An 18649-nucleotide genomic window follows, 5' to 3' on the forward strand; every position below is an offset into this window, starting at 1 on the left:
GGGCGGGATGGCGGGCATGAAGCCGCGCTCGCGCGCCGCTTGCGCTGGTCTTCCGGACATGACGACGGCGCCGTTTTGCGGCGCCGCCTTGCATTACTTCGTTTCGTGCGCTTCGGGCGTGCGCACGTAGACGCGCAGCAGCTCCTCGTCGTCGCCCGGGCGGGCGCCGGTCCAGAACAGTTTCCATTCGCTGCCCGGTGCCGGATCGACGGCCCGCACGCCCTGGACGATCATCCACGTGCAGCGCGTCGTCTTCGCGTCGTCGATCGGCGTGTGCTGGATACCGGAGAAGTAGTACATCATCGGCGCTTCCGATTCGCCGAGCCCGTGCAGGCTCGCCATGCAGTCGCCGTCGCTCCACTCGAGCGCGAGATGCGCGTTCAGGTCGTCGAACACCGACCGGTAGCTCTTCGCGACGTCGAGCCACGGCAGCAGCAGCGTATAAACGAGACCCCACGCGACCAGCGCGCCGGCGCCCCACGACAGCGCGCCGCGCCACAGGCCGGTCGTGCGCAGCTTCGGCAGCAGCGACAGCCAGCCGACCGTCAGCGCGAGCGCACCGATCACGAGCCCGGGCACGATCGGCATGGTCCAGTCGAGCGGCAGCCAGCGGCCGAGTACCGCGAGGTTCGCACGCGATGCACCGGGATCGGCCATGACCGCCCAGATCATCCACGCGAGCGCGACGACGGTGCCGAACAGCAGGCGGCTCAGGTAGTCCCATGCGAGGTGCAGCCCGCGCGGCAGGCGGTCGATCGCCTGCGCGGCGACCAGCGCGAGCGGCGCGAAGAACGGCAGGATGTAGAGCTGGCGCGAGGTCGCGGACACTTGCAGCACCGCGAGGCCGATCCCGGCGAACAGCACGGGCAGCGCGATGCGCGGCGTGCGCCAGTCGCGCCATGCGCCTCGCGCCAGCGCGGCGATCGCGAGCGGCGCGACCGGGAAGCCGAGCAGCAGGAACGCACGCAGGATGAAGAACGGCTTGTCGTTTTCCGCGCCGAGTTCCGGCACCGAGAAACCGAAGAAGCGGCCGACGTTGTTGTCCCAGAACCACGTCATGAACAGCGTCTCGGAACGCAGGAACAGCGCGGTTGGCCAGATGAGCGCGAACGGTGCGAACACCAGCGCGGCGACGCCGAGCGAGCGTGCGAACGCGCGCGTACGGCAGGCGGGGTAGAGCACCAGCGCGCCCGTGAGCGTGGCCGCGAACACGAGCGGCACGAACAGCCCCTTCGCCATCAGCGCGATGCCGACGCCCGCGCCGAAGAGCGGCGCGGCCCAGCGGCCGGACGGCCGCACCGGCAGCCCGTGCCGCATCTGCCGCGCCTGCGCGACGTGCCGCATCACGAGCTCGAGCAGGCCGCAGAAGCCCATTGCGGTGCCGGCGAACAGCGCGACGTCCGTCATCATGTCGTGCACGTGCTTGATCACGACGAGCGTGCCCGCGCTCAGCACGACGGGGCCGATCACGCGCAGGTCGAGCCAGCTGTCGGCCCGGCCGGCACTGCGGGCCGCGCGAGCGATGAAGCCGAACGCGAGCGCCGCGAACAGCGCGCTCGCGAGCCGTGCCGCGTCGTGCAGCGGCATTACCCGCTGCAGCAGCCACGCGAGGCTCGTCGCGACCCATGCGTAGAGCGGCGGCTTTTCCATGAACGGCTGGCCGGCGCTGGTCGGCACGACGAAGTCGCCCGTCTCGAGCATGTGCTGGATGATGCCGAACGTATAGGTTTCGTCCTGCTTCCACGGATCGTGGCCGAGCACCCCCGGCAGCGTATACGCGCACACCAGCGCGGCAACCAGCAGCCAGACGCGCCAGCCGAGCCGGAGGACGCGATCGCGGGTGGCGTTCGGTGCGGCGGCGCCGGCCACGGCAGGCGTGCCGGCGCCATCGAGTGTCGCGCTGAGGTTGGGATCGGCGGCTGAGCGTGCGTGCGCGGCCGAAGCGGGCACGGCCGTGCGTCGCCGGCCGGGCGCTGCGGTTCCTGGCATGGAAAAGATCTCGGTCGGGTCAAGCCGGTCCGGCGACATGGGCCGGGACCAATAAGGGTCGCATCGAGGCGAAATGACAGCCGGATGACCGGCCGTTTTTGGCTTGGCGCTAGTAGAACACGGAACCGTTACGGATGTTTACTGAAACAGCCGCGATATTGTGGAGATTTGTGGTGTCGTGACCACGGACGGCCCCGGTCGGCCGTTTTTCCGCCTTTTGGGGCGGGATTACCGGCCGCCGCCGACGTCGAGCAGGGCGCCCGTCGTGTAAGACGCCGCGTCGCCGAGCAGCCAGACGATCGCTTCCGCGATCTCCTGCGCTTCGCCGGCGCGGCCGAGCGGCGTCTGCGCGCCGAGGCGTGCCGCGCGGCCCGGCTGGCCGCCGCTCGCGTGGATTTCCGTCTCGATCAGGCCGGGGCGCACCGCGTTGACGCGTACGCCGTGCGGGCCGAGTTCCTTCGCGAGGCCGATCGTCAGCGAATCGACCGCGCCCTTCGAGCCCGCGTAGTCGACGTACTCGTTCGGCGAGCCGAGCCGGGACGCGATCGACGACACGTTGACGATCGCGCCGCCGCGCCCGCCGCGATCGGTGGACAGCCGGCGCGCGGCTTCGCGCGCGCACAGGTAGGCGCCGAGCACGTTGGTGTCGAACATCCGCCGCAGCCGTTCGACCGGCATGTCGGCGAGCGGCAGCGACGGCGCGACGATCCCCGCATTGTTGACGAGCGCGTCGAGGCGACCGAACGCGGTCGCGACCGTATCGAACATCGCGATGACGTCCGCTTCGTTCGCGACGTCGCCGGCGACGACGCATGCGCGGGCGCCGGCGTCGCGAACGGCTTGCGCGGTCAGTTCGGCGGCCGCCGCGTCGCGCGCGTAGTTGATGCCGACGTCCCAGCCGCGCCCGGCCGCGAGCACGGCGGTCGCGCGGCCGATGCCGCGGCTCGCGCCGGTGATGAGGACGGCCTTGCGCTCGGACGGTGCGGGCATCGCGTGCGGCTCCTGATGAACGTTACTTGGCCGCGTCGGTTGCCCACTTGTCCTGGGCGAGCGGCTGGTAGCGGCGCAGCTGTTCGATCAGCGCGACCGGTTCGGCGTCGATGCACAGTGCGTCGAAGTAGGCCGGGCGCATGAAGCCTTCGTCGACCGTATGGCGCAGCAGCGCGATCAACGGATCGTAGAACGAATCGATGTTGTACAGCGCGACGGGCTTGCGGTGATAACCGAGCTGCGCCCACGTATAGACCTCGAAGAATTCCTCGAGCGTGCCGGCGCCGCCGGGCATCGCGACGAACGCGTCGGACAGGTCGGCCATCATCTTCTTGCGGTGGTGCATGTCGGGTACGACGTGCAGCTCGGACAGCCCGGTATGGCCGACTTCCTTGTCGACGAGCAACTCGGGGATCACGCCGACCGCACGGCCGCCGGCCGCCATCACTTCATCGGCGATCACGCCCATCAAACCGACGCGGCCGCCGCCGTAGACGAGCGTGAGGCCCGCATCGACGAGCGCGCGGCCGAATGCGCGCGCGGCGTCCGCATAGACGGGCCGCACGCCGGACGACGAGCCGCAGTAAACACAGACTGCCTTCATTGTTTCGTATCCTTCGCGGCGGGCTTGGCGGCGACCGGGCTGCCCGCGGGGCGCGGCGAACCGTCGCGCGGCGGCAGGTAGTCGGTGAACTGGCGCTTGGGCAGCTTGCCGGAGACGAGATCGTCGAACAGCTGGCGCGAACGGCCGCGCAGGTACGGGGCCATGATCGAGATCACGTGCATGCTCACCTGGTGCAGCTCTTCGCGGATCGCGTCCTGGTCGTTGTACTTGCGCGGATGCATCACGTACTGATACGACAGCCAGTACGTCGAGATCACCGCCATGTTGGTGGCGATGACTTCGATCTCGGCGGGCGTCGCGACCATTTCGGCGTCGGACACGAGCAGTTCGCACATCTCGTGCGCGAAGCGCACCTTGTGGCTGATGATCTGCTTGAAGTGCGTCTCGAGCGTGCGGTTGCGCGCGAGCAGGTCGTTGAGGTCGCGATACAGGAACCGGTAGGTCCACATGAAATCGGCCATGTACTGCAGGTACGACCAGGTCTCGTCGATCGTCGGACGGTGATCTTCGGGGAAGCGTAGCCGCCGTTCGATCTGCTGCTCGAACTGCGCGAAGATGCTGTTGATGATGTCGTCCTTGTTGCGGAAATGGTAGTACAGGTTGCCTGGACTGATTTCCATTTCCTCGGCGATCGTCGTGGTCGTGACGTTCGGCTCGCCGATCTCGTTGAAGAGTTTCAACGACAACTCGAGAATCCGTTCGCGGGTGCGGCGGGGAGGTTTCGCTTCCATGTCGTCCGGCCCTGTGTGTGCCGGACTGGCGGGCGCTGCAATCGATGCTGCGGGATTCGTCCGGCGCGGGTTGCTGTTCTAAGTCTGGCGGACGATTATAAACCGCGGTTTCCTTGCATCGGGCGCATTTCGTGAGCGCGATGCGTTCCGCGCATGGTGCGCCGCCGCACGCGGGCGGCGGCGCGGGGGTTGCTAGAAGCCGAGCCAGCGGGCGATCACCGGCCCGAGCACGAAGCCCCACGTCGTCACGCACGCGAACAGCGCGACCGTGACCGCCGCGCTGCCGAGATCCTTCGCGCGCTTCGACAATTCGTGGCGCTCGAGCGAGATGCGGTCGATCGCGGCCTCGACGCTCGAGTTCAGCAGCTCGACGATCAGCACGAGCAGCACCGACGCGATCAGCAGCGCGCGCGATGCGGCGGGGACCGGTGAGAACGCACCGATCGGCAGCATCAGCGCGGCGAGCGTGAGCTCCTGGCGAAACGCGCTCTCCTCGCGGATCGCGACGCGAAACCCGTTCAGCGAATGCTTGAGCGCGTACCACGCGCGCGTGATGCCGCGGTGGCGCTTGTACGGGTTCGGCGGCAGCGGCGCCAGGCGATCGTCGGGGCCGAGCGGTTCGTGCGGGTGCACGTCCGCGTCGGCGTGCGGCTCTTCTTCGTCGAACGGACGATGCAGTGGCGCCGTGATGGCAGGGGACGGGGTCTTGTCGTTCAGGTCTCGTTTCAAACGGCGGCACCTTCGGCGGGCGAGTACGCAGTCTTCGGCAGCGGCTTCAGATGCGACGCGAACTGCTCGGACGCCGCGCGCCACGAGAAGCGTTCGGCCCACGCGCGGGCCGTCTCGCGTTCGATCTTCAGCGCCTCCAGGCAGGCTTCCTGCAGGTCTTCGTGCATCGCGCCGGCATCGCCCCCGCCGAGCACGTCGATCGGGCCCGTGACGGGGTAGGCGGCGACCGGCGTGCCGCACGCGAGCGCCTCCAGCAGCACGAGGCCGAACGTGTCGGTGCGACTCGGGAACACGAACACGTCGGCCGCAGCATACACCTTGGCGAGCTCGGCTTGCGACAGTACGCCAAGATAGTTCGCTTCCGGGTAGCGCGACTTCAGCTCGGCGAGCGCCGGACCTTCGCCCGCGACCCACTTCGAGCCGGGCAGGTCGAGGCGCAGGAACGCCTCGACGTTCTTCTCGATCGCGACGCGGCCCACGTACAGGAAGATCGGCCGGGCGGTGTTGAGCACCTTCGACTCCATCGGCCGGAAGATGTCGAGATCGACGCCGCGCGTCCACAGCACGACGTTCGTGAAGCCGAACTTCTCGAGGTCCTGCTTCACGACCGGGGTCGGCGCCATCACCGCGAGCGACGGCCCGTGGAACCAGTGCAGGAACTTGTAGGTCGCCGACAGCGGAATCCCGAAGCGCGCCTGCACGTATTCCGGAAAGCGCGTGTGATACGCGGTCGTGTACGGCAGCTTGCGCGCGCGTGCATAGCGTCGCGCGGCGAGGCCGAGCGGGCCTTCGGTCGCGATGTGCAGCGCGTCGGGTGCGAACGCATCGATCCGCGCGCGCAGCTTGCGGTACGGCAGGATCGACAGGCGGATCTCGGGATAGGTCGGGCAGGGCACCGTGCGGAATTCCAGCGGCGTCAGCATTTCGACCCGGTGGCCGAGCGCGGTGAGTTCGCGGGTGGTGCTCTTCAGCGTGCGCACGACGCCGTTGACCTGCGGTTCCCACGCGTCGGTGACGATCATGATCTTCATCGCGGCATGTGTCCTGTAAGTGGAGTTGTGTCAGGCAGTGGCCTTGGCCTTGCGCGACGGGGCAACGGACGGCGCGGTGCGCATCGCCGTCCAGTAGACGACCTTCAGTTCGCCTTCCATCGTCTCGACGAGCGCGGACAGGCTCTCGACCCAGTCGCCGTCGTTGCAGTACAGCACGCCGTCGATGTCGCGGATCTCCGCCTTGTGGATGTGCCCGCACACGACGCCGTCGCAGCCGCGGCGGCGCGCCTCGTCGGTCATCACGGTCTCGAACTGCGAGATGAAGTTCACCGCGTTCTTCACCTGGTGCTTCAGGTACTGTGACAGCGACCAGTACTGGAACCCGAGCCGGCTGCGGATCCGGTTGAACCAGCGGTTCAGCACGAGGATCAGCGTGTAGAGCGTGTCGCCGAGATACGCGAGCCATTTCGCGTGCTGGATCACGCCGTCGAACAGGTCGCCGTGCACGATCCACAAACGTTTGCCGGCGAGCGTCGTGTGGAACGCCTCGCCGCGCACCTGGATGTCGCCGAATGCGAGGTCGCAGAACTGCCGCGCGCCTTCGTCGTGGTTGCCCGGGATGTAGACGACCTGCGTGCCCTTGCGCGCCTTGCGCAGCACCTTCTGCACGACATCGTTGTGCGCCTGCGGCCAGTACCAGCCCTTCTTCAGCTGCCAGCCGTCGATGATGTCGCCGACGAGGTACAGGTATTCCGAATCGTTGTGGCGCAGGAAATCGAGCAGGTACGGCGCCTGGCAGCCGCTCGAGCCGAGATGGATGTCGGACAGCCAGATCGTGCGGTAGCGATGCGTGGACGGCTCGGGGTCGTCGCGCTGCGTGACGTGTGCGGCCGCCGGTTCGTGCGGCGAAAGGGCATCGGTTGCGGCCGAGCCGGACAGGAAGGCGGTGACGGCGCGGGCGCCGAGCGGTTGACGGAACAGGGAGGTCGCGGACGTTTTCTGGCCCATGCATGACTCGCGCCGGTTGACATTACCGGCATTGCGCCATGCGGGCGTGACCATGCCGTGACAGTCACGAGACGTTCTTATTACTGTCGTCGCGGCGTGTTTAGCAGTGAATGTGGCGGTGTTGCGTAATCTGCCGAACCGACTGGCCTGCGGTTACCGTGCATGCCTCGCGGGGCGGGCGTGTGGGCGGTTTCGAGTGGTTTTGTCTGATGAATGCGCGGATGCGCGGAGCCGTCCCGCGATCACGCGAACCGCGCGGTCAGCGCGGAATCGCGACGACGCGCGTGCGGGCGATGCGGTCGTGCGGAAACTGGCGATCGCTATGCAGGCGGGCGGCGCCGGCCCAGACGACGATCCATGCGGCGGCGAGCGCGAGCGTGACGGGCACCGACAGGCCGAGGAGCGGATGCAGTGCGAGCGGCGGCAGGAACCACAGCCAGCCGAGCGCGTAGCGGACGAGCGCGTGGCCGGCGTTCAGCGGCCGGCCGCTCGACGATTCGAGCCGCAGCCGCCAGGTCTTCATCGGCAGCGTCTGGCCGCCATGGGTCCAGAACCAGACGAAGTACGCGCCGACGACGAGTGCGATCCACGCGGCGAGCAGGTTGTGATGGACGAGGCCGTTGCGCTGCTGCGTCGCGAGGCTGAAGGCGAGGGCGGCGAAGAATACGACGCCGAACAGCAGCACGGCTTCGTACAGCATCGCCGCGAGGCGCCGCCGCACGGACGGCGCGGCGGCGACGGCCGGGGCCTCGGTTGCGGGGGCGCTTGCCACGGCGGGTCAGGAACCCTTGAACATCGACGGCGCGTCGGCCGGCGACACGGGCGTGACGGTCGCGGGTGCGGGGGCGGTGCCGGACGTGGCCGATGCGGTCACCGGCGGCGCGCCGGCGCCGACCGATGCGGGCGCCGGTGCCGCAACAGGGTTGCTCGCCGGATGTTCGTGCGAATTGACGAGGCGGCGCACGTCGCGGTCGGCGACGGTCGGCGGCGCGCTGACGACGCTCGGCCGGCGCCGGCGCTCGGTCGCGGCGAGGCGCTGCTTCTGTTCTTCGGGCAGTTGCTGGTAGGCCTTCCATGCGCGCTCGCGCGCCTGCGCGGAAAGCTCCTTCGCGCTCTGGTAATTCTCGCGCGCGACGCGGCGCTGCTCGGGCGTCATCCGCGCCCACTCGGACATCCTGTCCTGCAGGTGCTTCTGCTCATCGGGCGTCAATTTCGCGAAACGGGACGCGATCTTCAGCCATTTGCGCTTGCGCGCATCGCTGAAGCCATCCCACTGATCGGCGAACGGCGCGAGTGCCGCGCGTTGCGCGGGCGTCAGGCGCGCCCACGAGAGCGGGCCGTTGGCGGCCGGCAGCGGCAGGGGCAGCGGGGCGAGTTCGGTGGTCAGGCCGGCCGCGGCCGAGGTCGGCGCGGGCGCGCTGCTGGCCGCGGCGGAGACCGTCGCGGGGGGCGGGTTGAATCGGGAATAGGTGGCGACGTAGGAAATGGCGATCGCGATCACGCATCCGAAAAATACGGCCAGGCCGCGTTTCTGACTCACCCGTGCGATCCCCTCGTTATTGTCTGTTTGTTAGCGTGTGTGCGAAAGATACGCGTTGAACCCGTGATCGAGATACGCGTTGAGCGGCAGGTCGTCGCTGAGCATCGCCGCGTCGATGTCGGCGAGTTCGGCGGTGCGCTGCATGTCTTCCCAGTACGCGATGCCGACGAGCCCCGCGAGCAGCAGCGCGAGCGGCCACGCGCGCAGCAGGCGGCGCGCGAACGACGTCTGCGGACGGCTCGCGGGCGGCGTGCCGTATGCGGCGGCGGCACCGGCGAAGGCGGGCACGAACACCGGCGCGGTGGCGGCTTCCGGCTTCTTGCGCGCGAGCGCGGCCCGGCGCGCGACGGCCAGACGATCGGTGGTCGCGGCAGGCAGCGCCGCGGCACGTTCGTCCAGTGCGCGGCGGACCTTCAGCGCGAATTCGTGTTCTCGATTTACGGGAGCGGAGCTCATAGCGTGATTCCTTTGGCCTTGAGCGCTTGCGCCAGGGCATGGGTGGCTCGCGAGCAGTGCGTCTTGACGCTGCCTTCGGAGCACCCCATTGCGGCGGCAGTCTCGGCGACATCCATATCTTCCCAATAACGCATCAGGAACGCTTCCCGTTGACGCGTCGGAAGTTTCTGGATTTCTTCGTCGATCAGGGCCAGAACCTGCTCCCGCTCGAGGCGGTGCTCGGTGCTCTCGACACCTGCATTGTCGTCCGCTGACTCGAGCGTTTCCAGCGGATCGAAGTCCTCGTCGTCCGTATTGTTGAGCGACGAGAACAGCGTGACCCAGGTGTTGCGGACCTTCTGCCGGCGGAACCAGTCGTGGATCGCGTTCTGCAGGATCCGCTGGAACAGCAGCGGCAGTTCGGCCGCCGGCCGGTCGCCGTATTTCTCCGCCAGCTTGATCATCGCGTCCTGCACGATGTCGAGCGACGCATCGTCGTCACGCACGGCGTACGCAGCCTGCTTGAACGCGCGCCTTTCGACGCCCGCCAGAAAGTCGGCGAGTTCCTTGTCTGATGCCATTCCGTAAAGGTATGCGCTGCGGACTGCGGCGTGTGAAAGGTCGAAAAATTTCGTAAAACCCGCGGATGCTAACAAATTTTCGCGCGACTTGGCACCGGTTGCGGCTCGCCCCGTTGCATGCGAGCCGCGTCCGCGGCCCGCCGGGCGGGGCGCATGATGCGCTGCGGGATATTTTGCTTGACGACCCAATCATGACCCGCTATCGTCAGCGATTCGCAACATGAAGTGATGGTCTCATTTGAGGCTGGCCCAAGAAGCCCGCCCTTCAAACTGGACGCGCCGCTTGAACCCGAGCCACAAGCCCGGCAGAGAGCACCCGATCAATTTTTTGCCGAAAATTCGAAAGGTCAAAATGAACATGCCCAGCGCGGAATTCTCCACGTCGGAACCCCTTTCCCCTCCCGATAGCGACTCCATCGGCGCCACCGTGCTCATGAAGGCACTGGCCGACGAAAACGTCGAATTCATCTGGGGCTACCCCGGCGGCTCGGTACTCTACATCTACGACGAGCTTTACAAGCAGGACAAGATTCAGCACGTGCTGGTGCGCCACGAACAGGCGGCCGTGCACGCAGCCGATGCGTATGCGCGTTCCACCGGCAATGTCGGCGTCTGTCTCGTGACGTCCGGCCCCGGTGTCACCAATGCGGTGACCGGCATCGCGACGGCCTACATGGATTCGATCCCGATGGTCGTGATCAGCGGCCAGGTGCCGACTGCCGCGATCGGCCAGGACGCGTTCCAGGAATGCGATACGGTCGGCATCACGCGTCCGTGCGTGAAGCACAACTTCCTCGTGAAGGACGTGCGCGACCTCGCGGAAACCGTCAAGAAGGCGTTCTACATCGCCCGCACCGGCCGTCCGGGCCCGGTGCTGATCGACATCCCGAAGGACATCTCGAAGACGCCGTGCCAGTACGAGCCGGTCAAGAGCGTGTCGCTGCGCTCGTACAACCCCGTCACGAAGGGCCATTCGGGCCAGATCCGCAAGGCCGTGTCGCTGCTGCTGTCGGCGAAGCGTCCCTATATCTACACGGGCGGCGGCATCATCCTCGCCGATGCGGCACGCGAACTGAACCAATTCGCCGACCTGCTCGGCTACCCGGTCACGAACACGCTGATGGGCCTCGGCGGCTATCGCGCGTCGGACAAGAAATTCCTCGGCATGCTCGGCATGCACGGCACCTACGAAGCGAACATGGCGATGCAGCACTGTGACGTGCTGATCGCGATCGGCGCGCGCTTCGACGACCGCGTGATCGGCGACCCGGCGCACTTCGCGTCGCGTCCGCGCAAGATCATCCACATCGACATCGACCCGTCGTCGATCTCGAAGCGCGTGAAGGTCGACATCCCGATCGTCGGCGACGTGAAGGAAGTGCTGAAGGAACTGATCGAGCAGTTGCAGACGGCCGAGCACGGCCCCGACACCGACGCGCTCGCGCAATGGTGGAAGGACATCGAAAGCTGGCGCGCGAAAGACTGCCTGAAGTTCGACCGCGACAGCGAGATCATCAAGCCGCAGTACGTGGTCGAGAAGGCGTGGGAGCTGACGGACGGCAACGCGTTCGTGTGCTCGGACGTCGGCCAGCACCAGATGTGGGCCGCGCAGTTCTACCGTTTCAACAAGCCGCGTCGCTGGATCAACTCCGGCGGCCTCGGCACGATGGGCTTCGGCCTGCCGGCAGCGATGGGCGTCAAGATGGCGCACCCGGACGACGACGTGCTGTGCATCACGGGCGAAGGCTCGATCCAGATGTGCATCCAGGAACTGTCGACCTGCCTGCAGTACGACACGCCCGTGAAGATCATTTCGCTGAACAACCGCTATCTGGGCATGGTCCGCCAGTGGCAGCAGATCGAATACAGCAAGCGCTATTCGCATTCGTACATGGATGCGCTGCCCGATTTCGTGAAGCTCGCCGAAGCGTACGGCCATGTCGGCATGCGGATCGAAAAGACCTCGGATGTGGAGCCGGCGCTGAAGGAAGCGCTGCGCCTGAAGGACCGCACCGTGTTTCTCGACTTCCAGACCGATCCGACCGAAAACGTCTGGCCGATGGTACAGGCCGGCAAGGGCATCACCGAGATGCTGCTCGGATCGGAAGATCTGTAACGGCGCGACGCGCGTCCAGGCCGGGAGCGGCCGCCTTCACGAAGGGCGGTGCGGCACCGGGCGGCGCGCGGCGCGAGTGAATCGACACGGACACATTCTGGAAGAAGCGAACATGAGACACATCATTTCCGTCCTGCTGGAAAACGAACCGGGCGCGCTGTCGCGCGTGGTCGGTCTGTTTTCCGCACGCGGCTACAACATCGAAACCTTGACGGTGGCGCCGACCGAAGACCAATCGCTGTCGCGGCTCACCATCGTTTCCATTGGCTCCGACGACGTGATCGAACAGATCACGAAGCATCTGAACCGCCTGATCGAGGTGGTGAAAGTGGTGGACCTGACCGACGGTGCACACATCGAACGCGAGCTGATGCTGATCAAGGTACGTGCAGTGGGCAAGGAGCGCGAAGAAATGAAGCGGATGTCGGACATTTTCCGCGGCCGCATCATCGACGTGACCGAAAAGACCTACACGATCGAATTGACGGGCGCGAGCGACAAGCTCGACGCATTCATCCAGGGGCTGGACGCCACCGCGATCCTAGAGACCGTGCGTACCGGCAGCTCCGGCATCGGACGCGGCGAGCGCATCCTGAAGGTGTGATGCCGAAATTGCCAAAGAGGCACGCCGGGTGCGCCGTCATGTCCCGGCCCGCAGTACTCCATCTGAACGAATTGTTGAATTTTTGAATTAGCGAAGGAACCATCATGAACGTTTTCTACGACAAAGACGCTGACCTCTCCCTCATCAAGGGCAAGCAAGTCACGATCATCGGCTACGGCTCGCAAGGCCATGCACACGCACTGAACCTGAAGGACAGCGGCGTGAACGTGACGGTCGGCCTTCGCAAGGACGGCGCGTCGTGGAGCAAGGCTGAAAACGCAGGCCTCGCGGTCAAGGAAGTCGCGGAAGCGGTGAAGGGCGCGGACGTCGTCATGATGCTGCTGCCGGACGAGCAGATCGCCGACGTGTACGCGAAGGAAGTGCACGCGAACATCAAGCAGGGCGCGGCGCTGGCATTCGCGCACGGCTTCAACGTCCACTACGGCCAGGTGATCCCGCGCGCCGACCTCGACGTGATCATGATCGCGCCGAAGGCTCCGGGCCACACCGTGCGCGGCACGTACTCGCAAGGTGGCGGCGTGCCGCACCTGATCGCGGTTGCGCAGAACAAGTCGGGCGCGGCACGCGACATCGCGCTGTCGTACGCGGCAGCGAACGGCGGCGGCCGTGCCGGCATCATCGAGACGAACTTCCGTGAAGAGACCGAAACCGACCTGTTCGGCGAGCAGGCCGTGCTGTGCGGCGGTACCGTCGAGCTGATCAAGGCAGGTTTCGAGACGCTGGTCGAAGCCGGCTACGCGCCGGAAATGGCGTACTTCGAGTGCCTGCACGAACTGAAGCTGATCGTCGACCTGATCTACGAAGGCGGCATCGCGAACATGAACTACTCGATCTCGAACAACGCCGAGTACGGCGAGTACGTGACGGGCCCGCGCGTCGTCACGGAAGAGACGAAGAAGGCGATGAAGCAGTGCCTGACCGACATCCAGACGGGCGAGTACGCCAAGAGCTTCATCCTCGAGAACAAGGCAGGCGCCCCGACGCTGCAGTCGCGCCGCCGCCTGACGGCCGAGCACCAGATCGAGCAGGTCGGTGCGAAGCTGCGCGCGATGATGCCGTGGATCGCGAAGAACAAGCTCGTCGACCAGACGAAGAACTAAGCACCGCGTGCTGCTCCGGCCCTTCGAGTGGAGGGTCGGTTTCAAAAAGCCGTCCGAAGGCAGCAGTGCCCCGGGCGGCTTTTGCTATCCTACGGGCTTTGCAATTCACCGAACACCGAACGAACCCATGAACTATCCTCATCCGATCATCGCGCGCGAAGGCTGGCCGTTCATCGCGATTGCAGCCGTCATCGCGTTGTTGATCCACGCCGTCGGGGGCTTCGGCTTCGCATGGCCGTTCTGGCTGCTGCTCGTCTTCGTCGTCCAGTTCTTCCGCGATCCGCAGCGCCCGATCCCGGCGCAGCCGAATGCGGTGCTGTGCCCGGCCGACGGCCGCATCGTCGCGGTCGAGACCACGCAGGATCCGTACGCGAACCGCGAAGCGCTGAAGATCAGCGTGTTCATGAATGTCTTCAACGTTCACTCGCAGCGTTCGCCGGTCGACGGCGCGATCTCCAAGGTCGAGTACTTCCCGGGCGCGTTCCTGAACGCGGCGATCGACAAGGCGTCGACCGAGAACGAGCGCAATGCGGTCGTGATCCAGACGGCGAGCGGCAAGACCGTCACCGCCGTGCAGATCGCCGGCCTCGTCGCCCGCCGGATCCTCTGCTACGTGCGCGCCGGCGAGCCGCTGTCGCGCGGCCAGCGCTACGGTTTCATCCGCTTCGGTTCGCGCGTCGACGTGTATCTGCCGCTCGGCAGCCGCGCGAAGGTGTCGATCGGCGAGAAGGTCTACGCGTCGTCGACGATCCTCGCCGAGCTCGAACAGTAAGCGGCGGGGCGCACGATGGCCGCATTCAAACCGCGTCGGCCGCGTAACGGCTCCGGCCAGACGCCACGTCCGTTCCGCCGCAACAAGGGAATGGCGCCCGATCCCGCGCCGCTCGAGAGCCGCCGCGCCGCGCGCCAGCGGTTCCTGAAGACGCGTGGCATCTATCTGCTGCCGAACGCATTCACGACCGCCGCGCTGTTCTGCGGCTTCTTTGCGGTCGTGCAGGCGATGAACGTGCGCTTCGAGATCGCCGCGATCGCGATCTTCGTCGCGATGGTGCTCGACGGGATGGACGGGCGCGTCGCGCGCATGACGCATACGCAAAGCGCGTTCGGCGAACAGTTCGACAGCCTGTCGGACATGGTGTCGTTCGGCGTCGCGCCCGCGCTCGTGATGTACGAGTGGGTGCTGAAGGATCTCGGCCGCTGGGGCTGGCTCGCCGCGTTCGTCTATTGCTCGGGCGCCGCGCTGCGTCTCGCGCGCTTCAACACGAACATCGGCAGCGTCGACAAGCGCTTCTTCCAGGGGCTGCCGAGCCCGGCCGCCGCCGCGCTGATCGCCGGCTTCGTCTGGCTCGCGACCGACAATCGCGTGCCGATGAAGCTCGGCTGGCTGCCCTGGGTCGCGTTTGCACTGACGATCTATGCGGGCGTGACGATGGTGTCGAACGCGCCGTTCTACAGCGGCAAGGCGCTCGACGTGCGGCACCGCGTGCCGTTCGCGGCGATCCTGCTGGTCGTCGTCGCGTTCGTGCTCGTGTCGTCCGATCCGCCGCTGATGCTGTTCTGCCTGTTCGTGCTGTACGGGCTGTCCGGCTACGTGTTCTGGGCCTACATGGCCGTGCGCGGACGGGCGAATCCCGCGCGCTCGTCGCAACGCGACCACTGACGCGCAACCTGTCCGGAAGCGGCGGCCTCGGAGGTGATTCCGGGCCGCCGTTTTCATTTGCCCCTTTTTCGTGCGTCGGAGCCCGGTATCCCGGGTGCCGTCCGATTGCGCACCCGGCGGAATGTCGCTATAGTCTTCGGCATGACTGCATTTCCCCGCCTCTCCCTCCTTCTAGCCGGTGCGCCGCTACGCGCGCTAGCTTTGGCGCGCCTGCCGCGCTGACCGTTCTCGCCCTCCGTCAAGCCTCGTCTGTTGTTGAGCGTCGCCAGCGGTGGCGCGATCTCATTACGTTCGATTCCCGTATAAAGAGCCCTGGAGCCCCCCATGACAGACAAGCTGATCATTTTCGATACGACGTTGCGTGACGGTGAACAATCGCCCGGCGCGTCGATGACGAAGGAAGAGAAAATCCGCATCGCGAAGCATCTCGAGCGGATGAAGGTCGACGTGATCGAGGCCGGTTTCGCGGCCAGCTCGAACGGCGACTTCGACGCGATCCACACGATCGCCGGTCTCGTGAAGGACAGCACGATCTGCTCGCTGGCGCGCGCCAACGACAAGGACATCCAGCGTGCGGCCGACGCGCTGAAGCCGGCCAACAGCTCGCGGATCCACACGTTCATCGCGACGTCGCCGCTGCACATGGAAAAGAAGCTGCGCATGACGCCGGACCAGGTGTTCGAGCAGGCGCGCCTCGCGGTGCGCTTCGCGCGCAAGTTCACCGACAACGTCGAATTCTCGCCGGAAGACGGCAGCCGTTCGGATCTCGACTTCCTGTGCCGCGTGCTGGAAGCGGTGATCGCCGAGGGGGCGACGACGATCAACATCGCCGACACGGTCGGCTACGGCGTGCCGGAGCTCTACGGCAACCTCGTGAAGACGCTGCGCGAACGCATTCCGAACTCGGACAAGGCGATCTTCTCCGTGCATTGCCACAACGATCTCGGGATGGCGGTGGCCAACTCGCTCGCCGGCGTGAAGATCGGCGGCGCGCGCCAGGTCGAGTGCACGATCAACGGTCTCGGCGAGCGCGCGGGCAACACGTCGCTCGAGGAAATCGTGATGGCCGTGAAGACCCGCAAGGACTACTTCGGCCTCGACGTCGGCATCGACACGACGCAGATCGTGCCGACCTCGAAGCTCGTGTCGCAGATCACCGGTTTCGTCGTGCAGCCGAACAAGGCGGTGGTCGGCGCCAACGCGTTCGCGCACGCGTCGGGCATCCACCAGGACGGCGTGCTGAAGGCGCGCGACACCTACGAAATCATGCGCGCGGAAGACGTGGGCTGGACCGCGAACAAGATCGTGCTCGGCAAGCTGTCGGGCCGCAACGCGTTCAAGCAGCGCCTGCAGGAGCTCGGCGTGTCGCTCGACAGCGAAGCCGAACTGAACGCCGCGTTCATGCGCTTCAAGGACCTCGCCGACCGCAAGGCCGAGATCTTCGACGAAGACATCATCGCGATCGTCTCGGAAGAATCGGCGCTCGCGCACGAGCAGGAGCACTTCAAGTTCGTGTCGCTGTCGCAGCGTTCGGAGACGGGCGAGCAGCCGCAGGCGAAGATCGTGTTCGCGGTCGAAGGCAAGGAAGTGACCGGCGAGGCACGCGGCAACGGGCCGGTCGACGCGACGTTCAATGCGATCGAGGGTGAAGTCGGCAGCGGTTCCGAACTGCTGCTGTACTCGGTGAACGCGATCACGACCGGCACGCAGGCGCAGGGCGAAGTGACGGTCCGGCTGTCGAAGAGCGGGCGGATCGTCAACGGTGTCGGCACCGATCCGGACATCGTCGCCGCGTCCGCGAAGGCGTACATCTCGGCGCTGAACAAGCTGCATTCGAAGGACGACAAGGTCAACCCGCAGCGCGCGTAAGCGCTGCGCGTCGAGCGCCCGAAGCACACGAAACGCCCCGAGCGGCCTCGCGCCGCGCGGGGCGTTTTTCATGCGCCGCTCATTCGGCGGCCGGCGCGCGGAACGACCAGCGGCGCGCGGCCGGGCGGGGCGCCGGGCTGCGGCGGCGGAATTCGACCGCGATCCCGCGCCGCGGCGCATCGGCGATGAACGCGTCGAGCAGTTCGAGCACGTCGTGGTCGATGTAGTCGGCGCGCGTCGCGTCGATGATCACGGCCGCGCGGTCCGGAATGTGCCGCAGGTGATGCTTGACCTGCACCTTGCCGAGGAACGACACGTCCTTGCGGAACGACAGCAGGAAGTGGTCGTCGTGCTGCGCGAGCGTGACGGGGCTCTTCAGGTTCGCCACCGCGACCGCCAGCACGCTGCAGGCGAGGCCGAGCGCGATGCCGAACAGCAGGTCGACCGCCAGCACGCCCGCGATCGTCGCGGCGAACGGCACGAACGCGGCCGGGCCCTGCTTCAGCACCGAGCGGAACAGCGCCGGTTTGGCGAGCTTGAAGCCGGTGTGGATCAGTATCGCCGCGAGGCTCGCGAGCGGGATCAGGTTGATCAGCCCGGTGAGCGCGAACACGCTGGCGAGCAGCAGGATCCCGTGCACGATCGCCGACATCCGGCTTTGGGCACCCGCGTTCACGTTGACCGAACTGCGCACGATCACCGACGTGATCGGCAGCCCGCCGACCGCGCCCGCGACGAGATTGCCGACGCCCTGGGCCTTGAGTTCGCGGTCCGGCTGGGTCGGCCGGCGCTTCGGATCGATCTGTTCTACCGCCTCCAGGCTCAGCAGCGTCTCGAGGCTCGCGACGACCGCGAGCGTGATCGCGACGCGCCACACGTCCGGATTGACGAGTTGCGCGAAGTTCGGGCCGAGCTCGGCATGCTTCAGCGATGCCGCGAGCGCCGCGAACGATTCGAGCTCCGGCAGCGTGACGCGATGCGCGGCGCCCGGCGCGACCGACGGTGCAACGACGCCGAGCACCAGCGTCGCGCCGATGCCGAACACGACGACCGCGAGCGGCGCAGGCACCGCGCGTACCCAGCCGAAGCGCTTGAGCGCGGGCGTGTCCCACGCGACCAGCAGCGCGAGCGAGATGAGCGCGATGGCCGTTGCGGCCCAGGCGGTCGGCAGGCCGGGCCACGATGCAAACGATTGCGCGGCCGGCCCGCCGATGCCGAATGCGAACGGAATCTGCTTCACGACCAGCAGCAGGCCGATCGCCGCGAGCATGCCCTTGATGACGGGCGACGGTACGTACGCGGCGAAGCGGCCGGCGCGCAGCATGCCGAAGCCGAACTGCAGCACGCCGGACAGCAGCACAGCGAGCAGGAACGCGGAAAAGCTGCCGAGTTGCGCGATCCCTTCGACGACGATCACGACGAGGCCGGCGGCCGGCCCGCTGACCGACAGTGACGAGCCGCTCAACAGCGCGACGATGATCCCGCCGACGATGCCGGACACGAGCCCGGCGAACGGCTCGACGCCGGACGCATTGGCGATGCCGAGACATAACGGCAGCGCGACGAGGAACACGACGATGCCGGCGACGATGTCGCGCGGCAGGGTGGACAGGCGGTCGTTCAGTTTCATGGTTGGGGTGATTTCATTGGCGTAGGGAG

General features: G+C 66.7%; 18 protein-coding genes. 6 read left to right on the forward strand and 12 right to left on the reverse strand.

Annotation, left to right across the window (positions count from 1 at the left end; genetic code table 11):
* Positions 1-93: 93 nt before the first annotated feature.
* The 11 genes from DIE12_RS14400 to DIE12_RS14450 form a co-directional block, all read right to left on the reverse strand.
* Complete coding sequence (locus DIE12_RS14400; protein WP_124487220.1) at positions 94-1989, reverse strand: glycosyl transferase; 1896 nt, start codon at positions 1987-1989, stop codon at positions 94-96.
* A 228-nt stretch (positions 1990-2217) separates the two neighbouring features.
* Positions 2218-2979, reverse strand: a complete 762-nt coding sequence (locus DIE12_RS14405; protein ID WP_124522480.1) for an SDR family oxidoreductase — start codon at positions 2977-2979, stop codon at positions 2218-2220.
* A 22-nt stretch (positions 2980-3001) separates the two neighbouring features.
* Positions 3002-3583, reverse strand: a complete 582-nt coding sequence (locus DIE12_RS14410) for a TIGR00730 family Rossman fold protein (RefSeq protein ID WP_044844682.1) — start codon at positions 3581-3583, stop codon at positions 3002-3004.
* A complete protein-coding gene (locus tag DIE12_RS14415; RefSeq protein WP_044844681.1) occupies positions 3580-4335 on the reverse strand; it encodes a TetR/AcrR family transcriptional regulator in 756 nt (251 codons plus the stop codon). Before DIE12_RS14415 ends, DIE12_RS14410 begins: the two co-directional genes overlap by 4 nt.
* A 192-nt stretch (positions 4336-4527) precedes the next feature.
* Complete coding sequence (locus DIE12_RS14420) at positions 4528-5064, reverse strand: diacylglycerol kinase (RefSeq protein ID WP_044844680.1); 537 nt, start codon at positions 5062-5064, stop codon at positions 4528-4530.
* Positions 5061-6095, reverse strand: coding sequence for a glycosyltransferase family 1 protein (locus DIE12_RS14425; protein WP_124522482.1), 1035 nt, complete (start codon positions 6093-6095; stop codon positions 5061-5063). The genes DIE12_RS14420 and DIE12_RS14425 overlap by 4 nt, the downstream gene beginning before the upstream one ends.
* A gap of 30 nt (positions 6096-6125) precedes the next feature.
* Complete coding sequence (locus tag DIE12_RS14430) at positions 6126-7064, reverse strand: UDP-2,3-diacylglucosamine diphosphatase (RefSeq protein ID WP_124487222.1); 939 nt, start codon at positions 7062-7064, stop codon at positions 6126-6128.
* Between the two features lie 259 nt (positions 7065-7323).
* Complete coding sequence (locus DIE12_RS14435) at positions 7324-7836, reverse strand: RDD family protein (RefSeq protein WP_124487223.1); 513 nt, start codon at positions 7834-7836, stop codon at positions 7324-7326.
* A gap of 6 nt (positions 7837-7842) precedes the next feature.
* On the reverse strand, positions 7843-8604 hold the full coding sequence (locus DIE12_RS14440; protein WP_124487224.1) for a DUF3106 domain-containing protein: 762 nt from the start codon (positions 8602-8604) through the stop codon (positions 7843-7845).
* Between the two features lie 30 nt (positions 8605-8634).
* The gene (locus tag DIE12_RS14445) at positions 8635-9060 is read right to left on the reverse strand and encodes a DUF3619 family protein (protein WP_044844675.1); all 426 of its coding nucleotides are present in this window, start codon (positions 9058-9060) and stop codon (positions 8635-8637) included.
* On the reverse strand, positions 9057-9620 hold the full coding sequence (locus DIE12_RS14450) for an RNA polymerase sigma factor (RefSeq protein WP_040144687.1): 564 nt from the start codon (positions 9618-9620) through the stop codon (positions 9057-9059). Before DIE12_RS14450 ends, DIE12_RS14445 begins: the two co-directional genes overlap by 4 nt.
* A 352-nt stretch (positions 9621-9972) precedes the next feature.
* Between DIE12_RS14450 and DIE12_RS14455 the strand changes: the two genes are divergently transcribed.
* The 6 genes from DIE12_RS14455 (at position 9973) to DIE12_RS14485 (ending at position 16990) form a co-directional block, all read left to right on the forward strand.
* The gene (locus DIE12_RS14455; protein WP_044844674.1) at positions 9973-11736 is read left to right on the forward strand and encodes an acetolactate synthase 3 catalytic subunit; all 1764 of its coding nucleotides are present in this window, start codon (positions 9973-9975) and stop codon (positions 11734-11736) included.
* A gap of 112 nt (positions 11737-11848) precedes the next feature.
* Entirely contained in the window at positions 11849-12340 is a 492-nt protein-coding gene (gene ilvN, locus DIE12_RS14460; protein WP_034207977.1) for an acetolactate synthase small subunit, read from the forward strand.
* A 104-nt stretch (positions 12341-12444) separates the two neighbouring features.
* Positions 12445-13461, forward strand: coding sequence for a ketol-acid reductoisomerase (gene ilvC / locus DIE12_RS14465; protein WP_044844673.1), 1017 nt, complete (start codon positions 12445-12447; stop codon positions 13459-13461).
* A 127-nt stretch (positions 13462-13588) separates the two neighbouring features.
* Positions 13589-14233 (forward strand): phosphatidylserine decarboxylase, encoded by a 645-nt coding sequence (locus DIE12_RS14470; RefSeq protein ID WP_039370565.1) that lies wholly within the window; start codon positions 13589-13591, stop codon positions 14231-14233.
* A gap of 15 nt (positions 14234-14248) precedes the next feature.
* A complete protein-coding gene (gene pssA, locus DIE12_RS14475) occupies positions 14249-15121 on the forward strand; it encodes a CDP-diacylglycerol--serine O-phosphatidyltransferase (protein ID WP_044844672.1) in 873 nt (290 codons plus the stop codon).
* A gap of 324 nt (positions 15122-15445) precedes the next feature.
* Positions 15446-16990, forward strand: coding sequence for a 2-isopropylmalate synthase (locus DIE12_RS14485; RefSeq protein WP_044844671.1), 1545 nt, complete (start codon positions 15446-15448; stop codon positions 16988-16990).
* A gap of 79 nt (positions 16991-17069) precedes the next feature.
* Here the strand turns inward: DIE12_RS14485 and DIE12_RS14490 are convergent, their stop codons facing one another.
* Positions 17070-18620, reverse strand: a complete 1551-nt coding sequence (locus DIE12_RS14490; protein ID WP_124522484.1) for a SulP family inorganic anion transporter — start codon at positions 18618-18620, stop codon at positions 17070-17072.
* Positions 18621-18649: the final 29 nt, after the last annotated feature.

The sequence above is a fragment of the Burkholderia sp. Bp9015 genome (genome assembly GCF_003853505.1).
In the GTDB taxonomy this organism is placed as follows: domain Bacteria; phylum Pseudomonadota; class Gammaproteobacteria; order Burkholderiales; family Burkholderiaceae; genus Burkholderia.

Bases quoted from the DNA above. Each gene is read 5' to 3' on its own strand.
- DIE12_RS14400 (WP_124487220.1), bottom strand. From the start codon at position 1,989: ATGCCAGGAACCGCAGCGCCCGGCCGGCGACGCACGGCCGTGCCCGCT.
- DIE12_RS14405 (WP_124522480.1), bottom strand. From the start codon at position 2,979: ATGCCCGCACCGTCCGAGCGCAAGGCCGTCCTCATCACCGGCGCGAGC.
- DIE12_RS14410 (WP_044844682.1), bottom strand. From the start codon at position 3,583: ATGAAGGCAGTCTGTGTTTACTGCGGCTCGTCGTCCGGCGTGCGGCCC.
- DIE12_RS14415 (WP_044844681.1), bottom strand. From the start codon at position 4,335: ATGGAAGCGAAACCTCCCCGCCGCACCCGCGAACGGATTCTCGAGTTG.
- DIE12_RS14425 (WP_124522482.1), bottom strand. From the start codon at position 6,095: ATGAAGATCATGATCGTCACCGACGCGTGGGAACCGCAGGTCAACGGC.
- DIE12_RS14430 (WP_124487222.1), bottom strand. From the start codon at position 7,064: ATGGGCCAGAAAACGTCCGCGACCTCCCTGTTCCGTCAACCGCTCGGC.
- DIE12_RS14445 (WP_044844675.1), bottom strand. From the start codon at position 9,060: ATGAGCTCCGCTCCCGTAAATCGAGAACACGAATTCGCGCTGAAGGTC.
- DIE12_RS14450 (WP_040144687.1), bottom strand. From the start codon at position 9,620: ATGGCATCAGACAAGGAACTCGCCGACTTTCTGGCGGGCGTCGAAAGG.
- DIE12_RS14455 (WP_044844674.1), top strand. From the start codon at position 9,973: ATGAACATGCCCAGCGCGGAATTCTCCACGTCGGAACCCCTTTCCCCT.
- ilvN (WP_034207977.1), top strand. From the start codon at position 11,849: ATGAGACACATCATTTCCGTCCTGCTGGAAAACGAACCGGGCGCGCTG.
- ilvC (WP_044844673.1), top strand. From the start codon at position 12,445: ATGAACGTTTTCTACGACAAAGACGCTGACCTCTCCCTCATCAAGGGC.
- DIE12_RS14470 (WP_039370565.1), top strand. From the start codon at position 13,589: ATGAACTATCCTCATCCGATCATCGCGCGCGAAGGCTGGCCGTTCATC.
- pssA (WP_044844672.1), top strand. From the start codon at position 14,249: ATGGCCGCATTCAAACCGCGTCGGCCGCGTAACGGCTCCGGCCAGACG.
- DIE12_RS14485 (WP_044844671.1), top strand. From the start codon at position 15,446: ATGACAGACAAGCTGATCATTTTCGATACGACGTTGCGTGACGGTGAA.
- DIE12_RS14490 (WP_124522484.1), bottom strand. From the start codon at position 18,620: ATGAAACTGAACGACCGCCTGTCCACCCTGCCGCGCGACATCGTCGCC.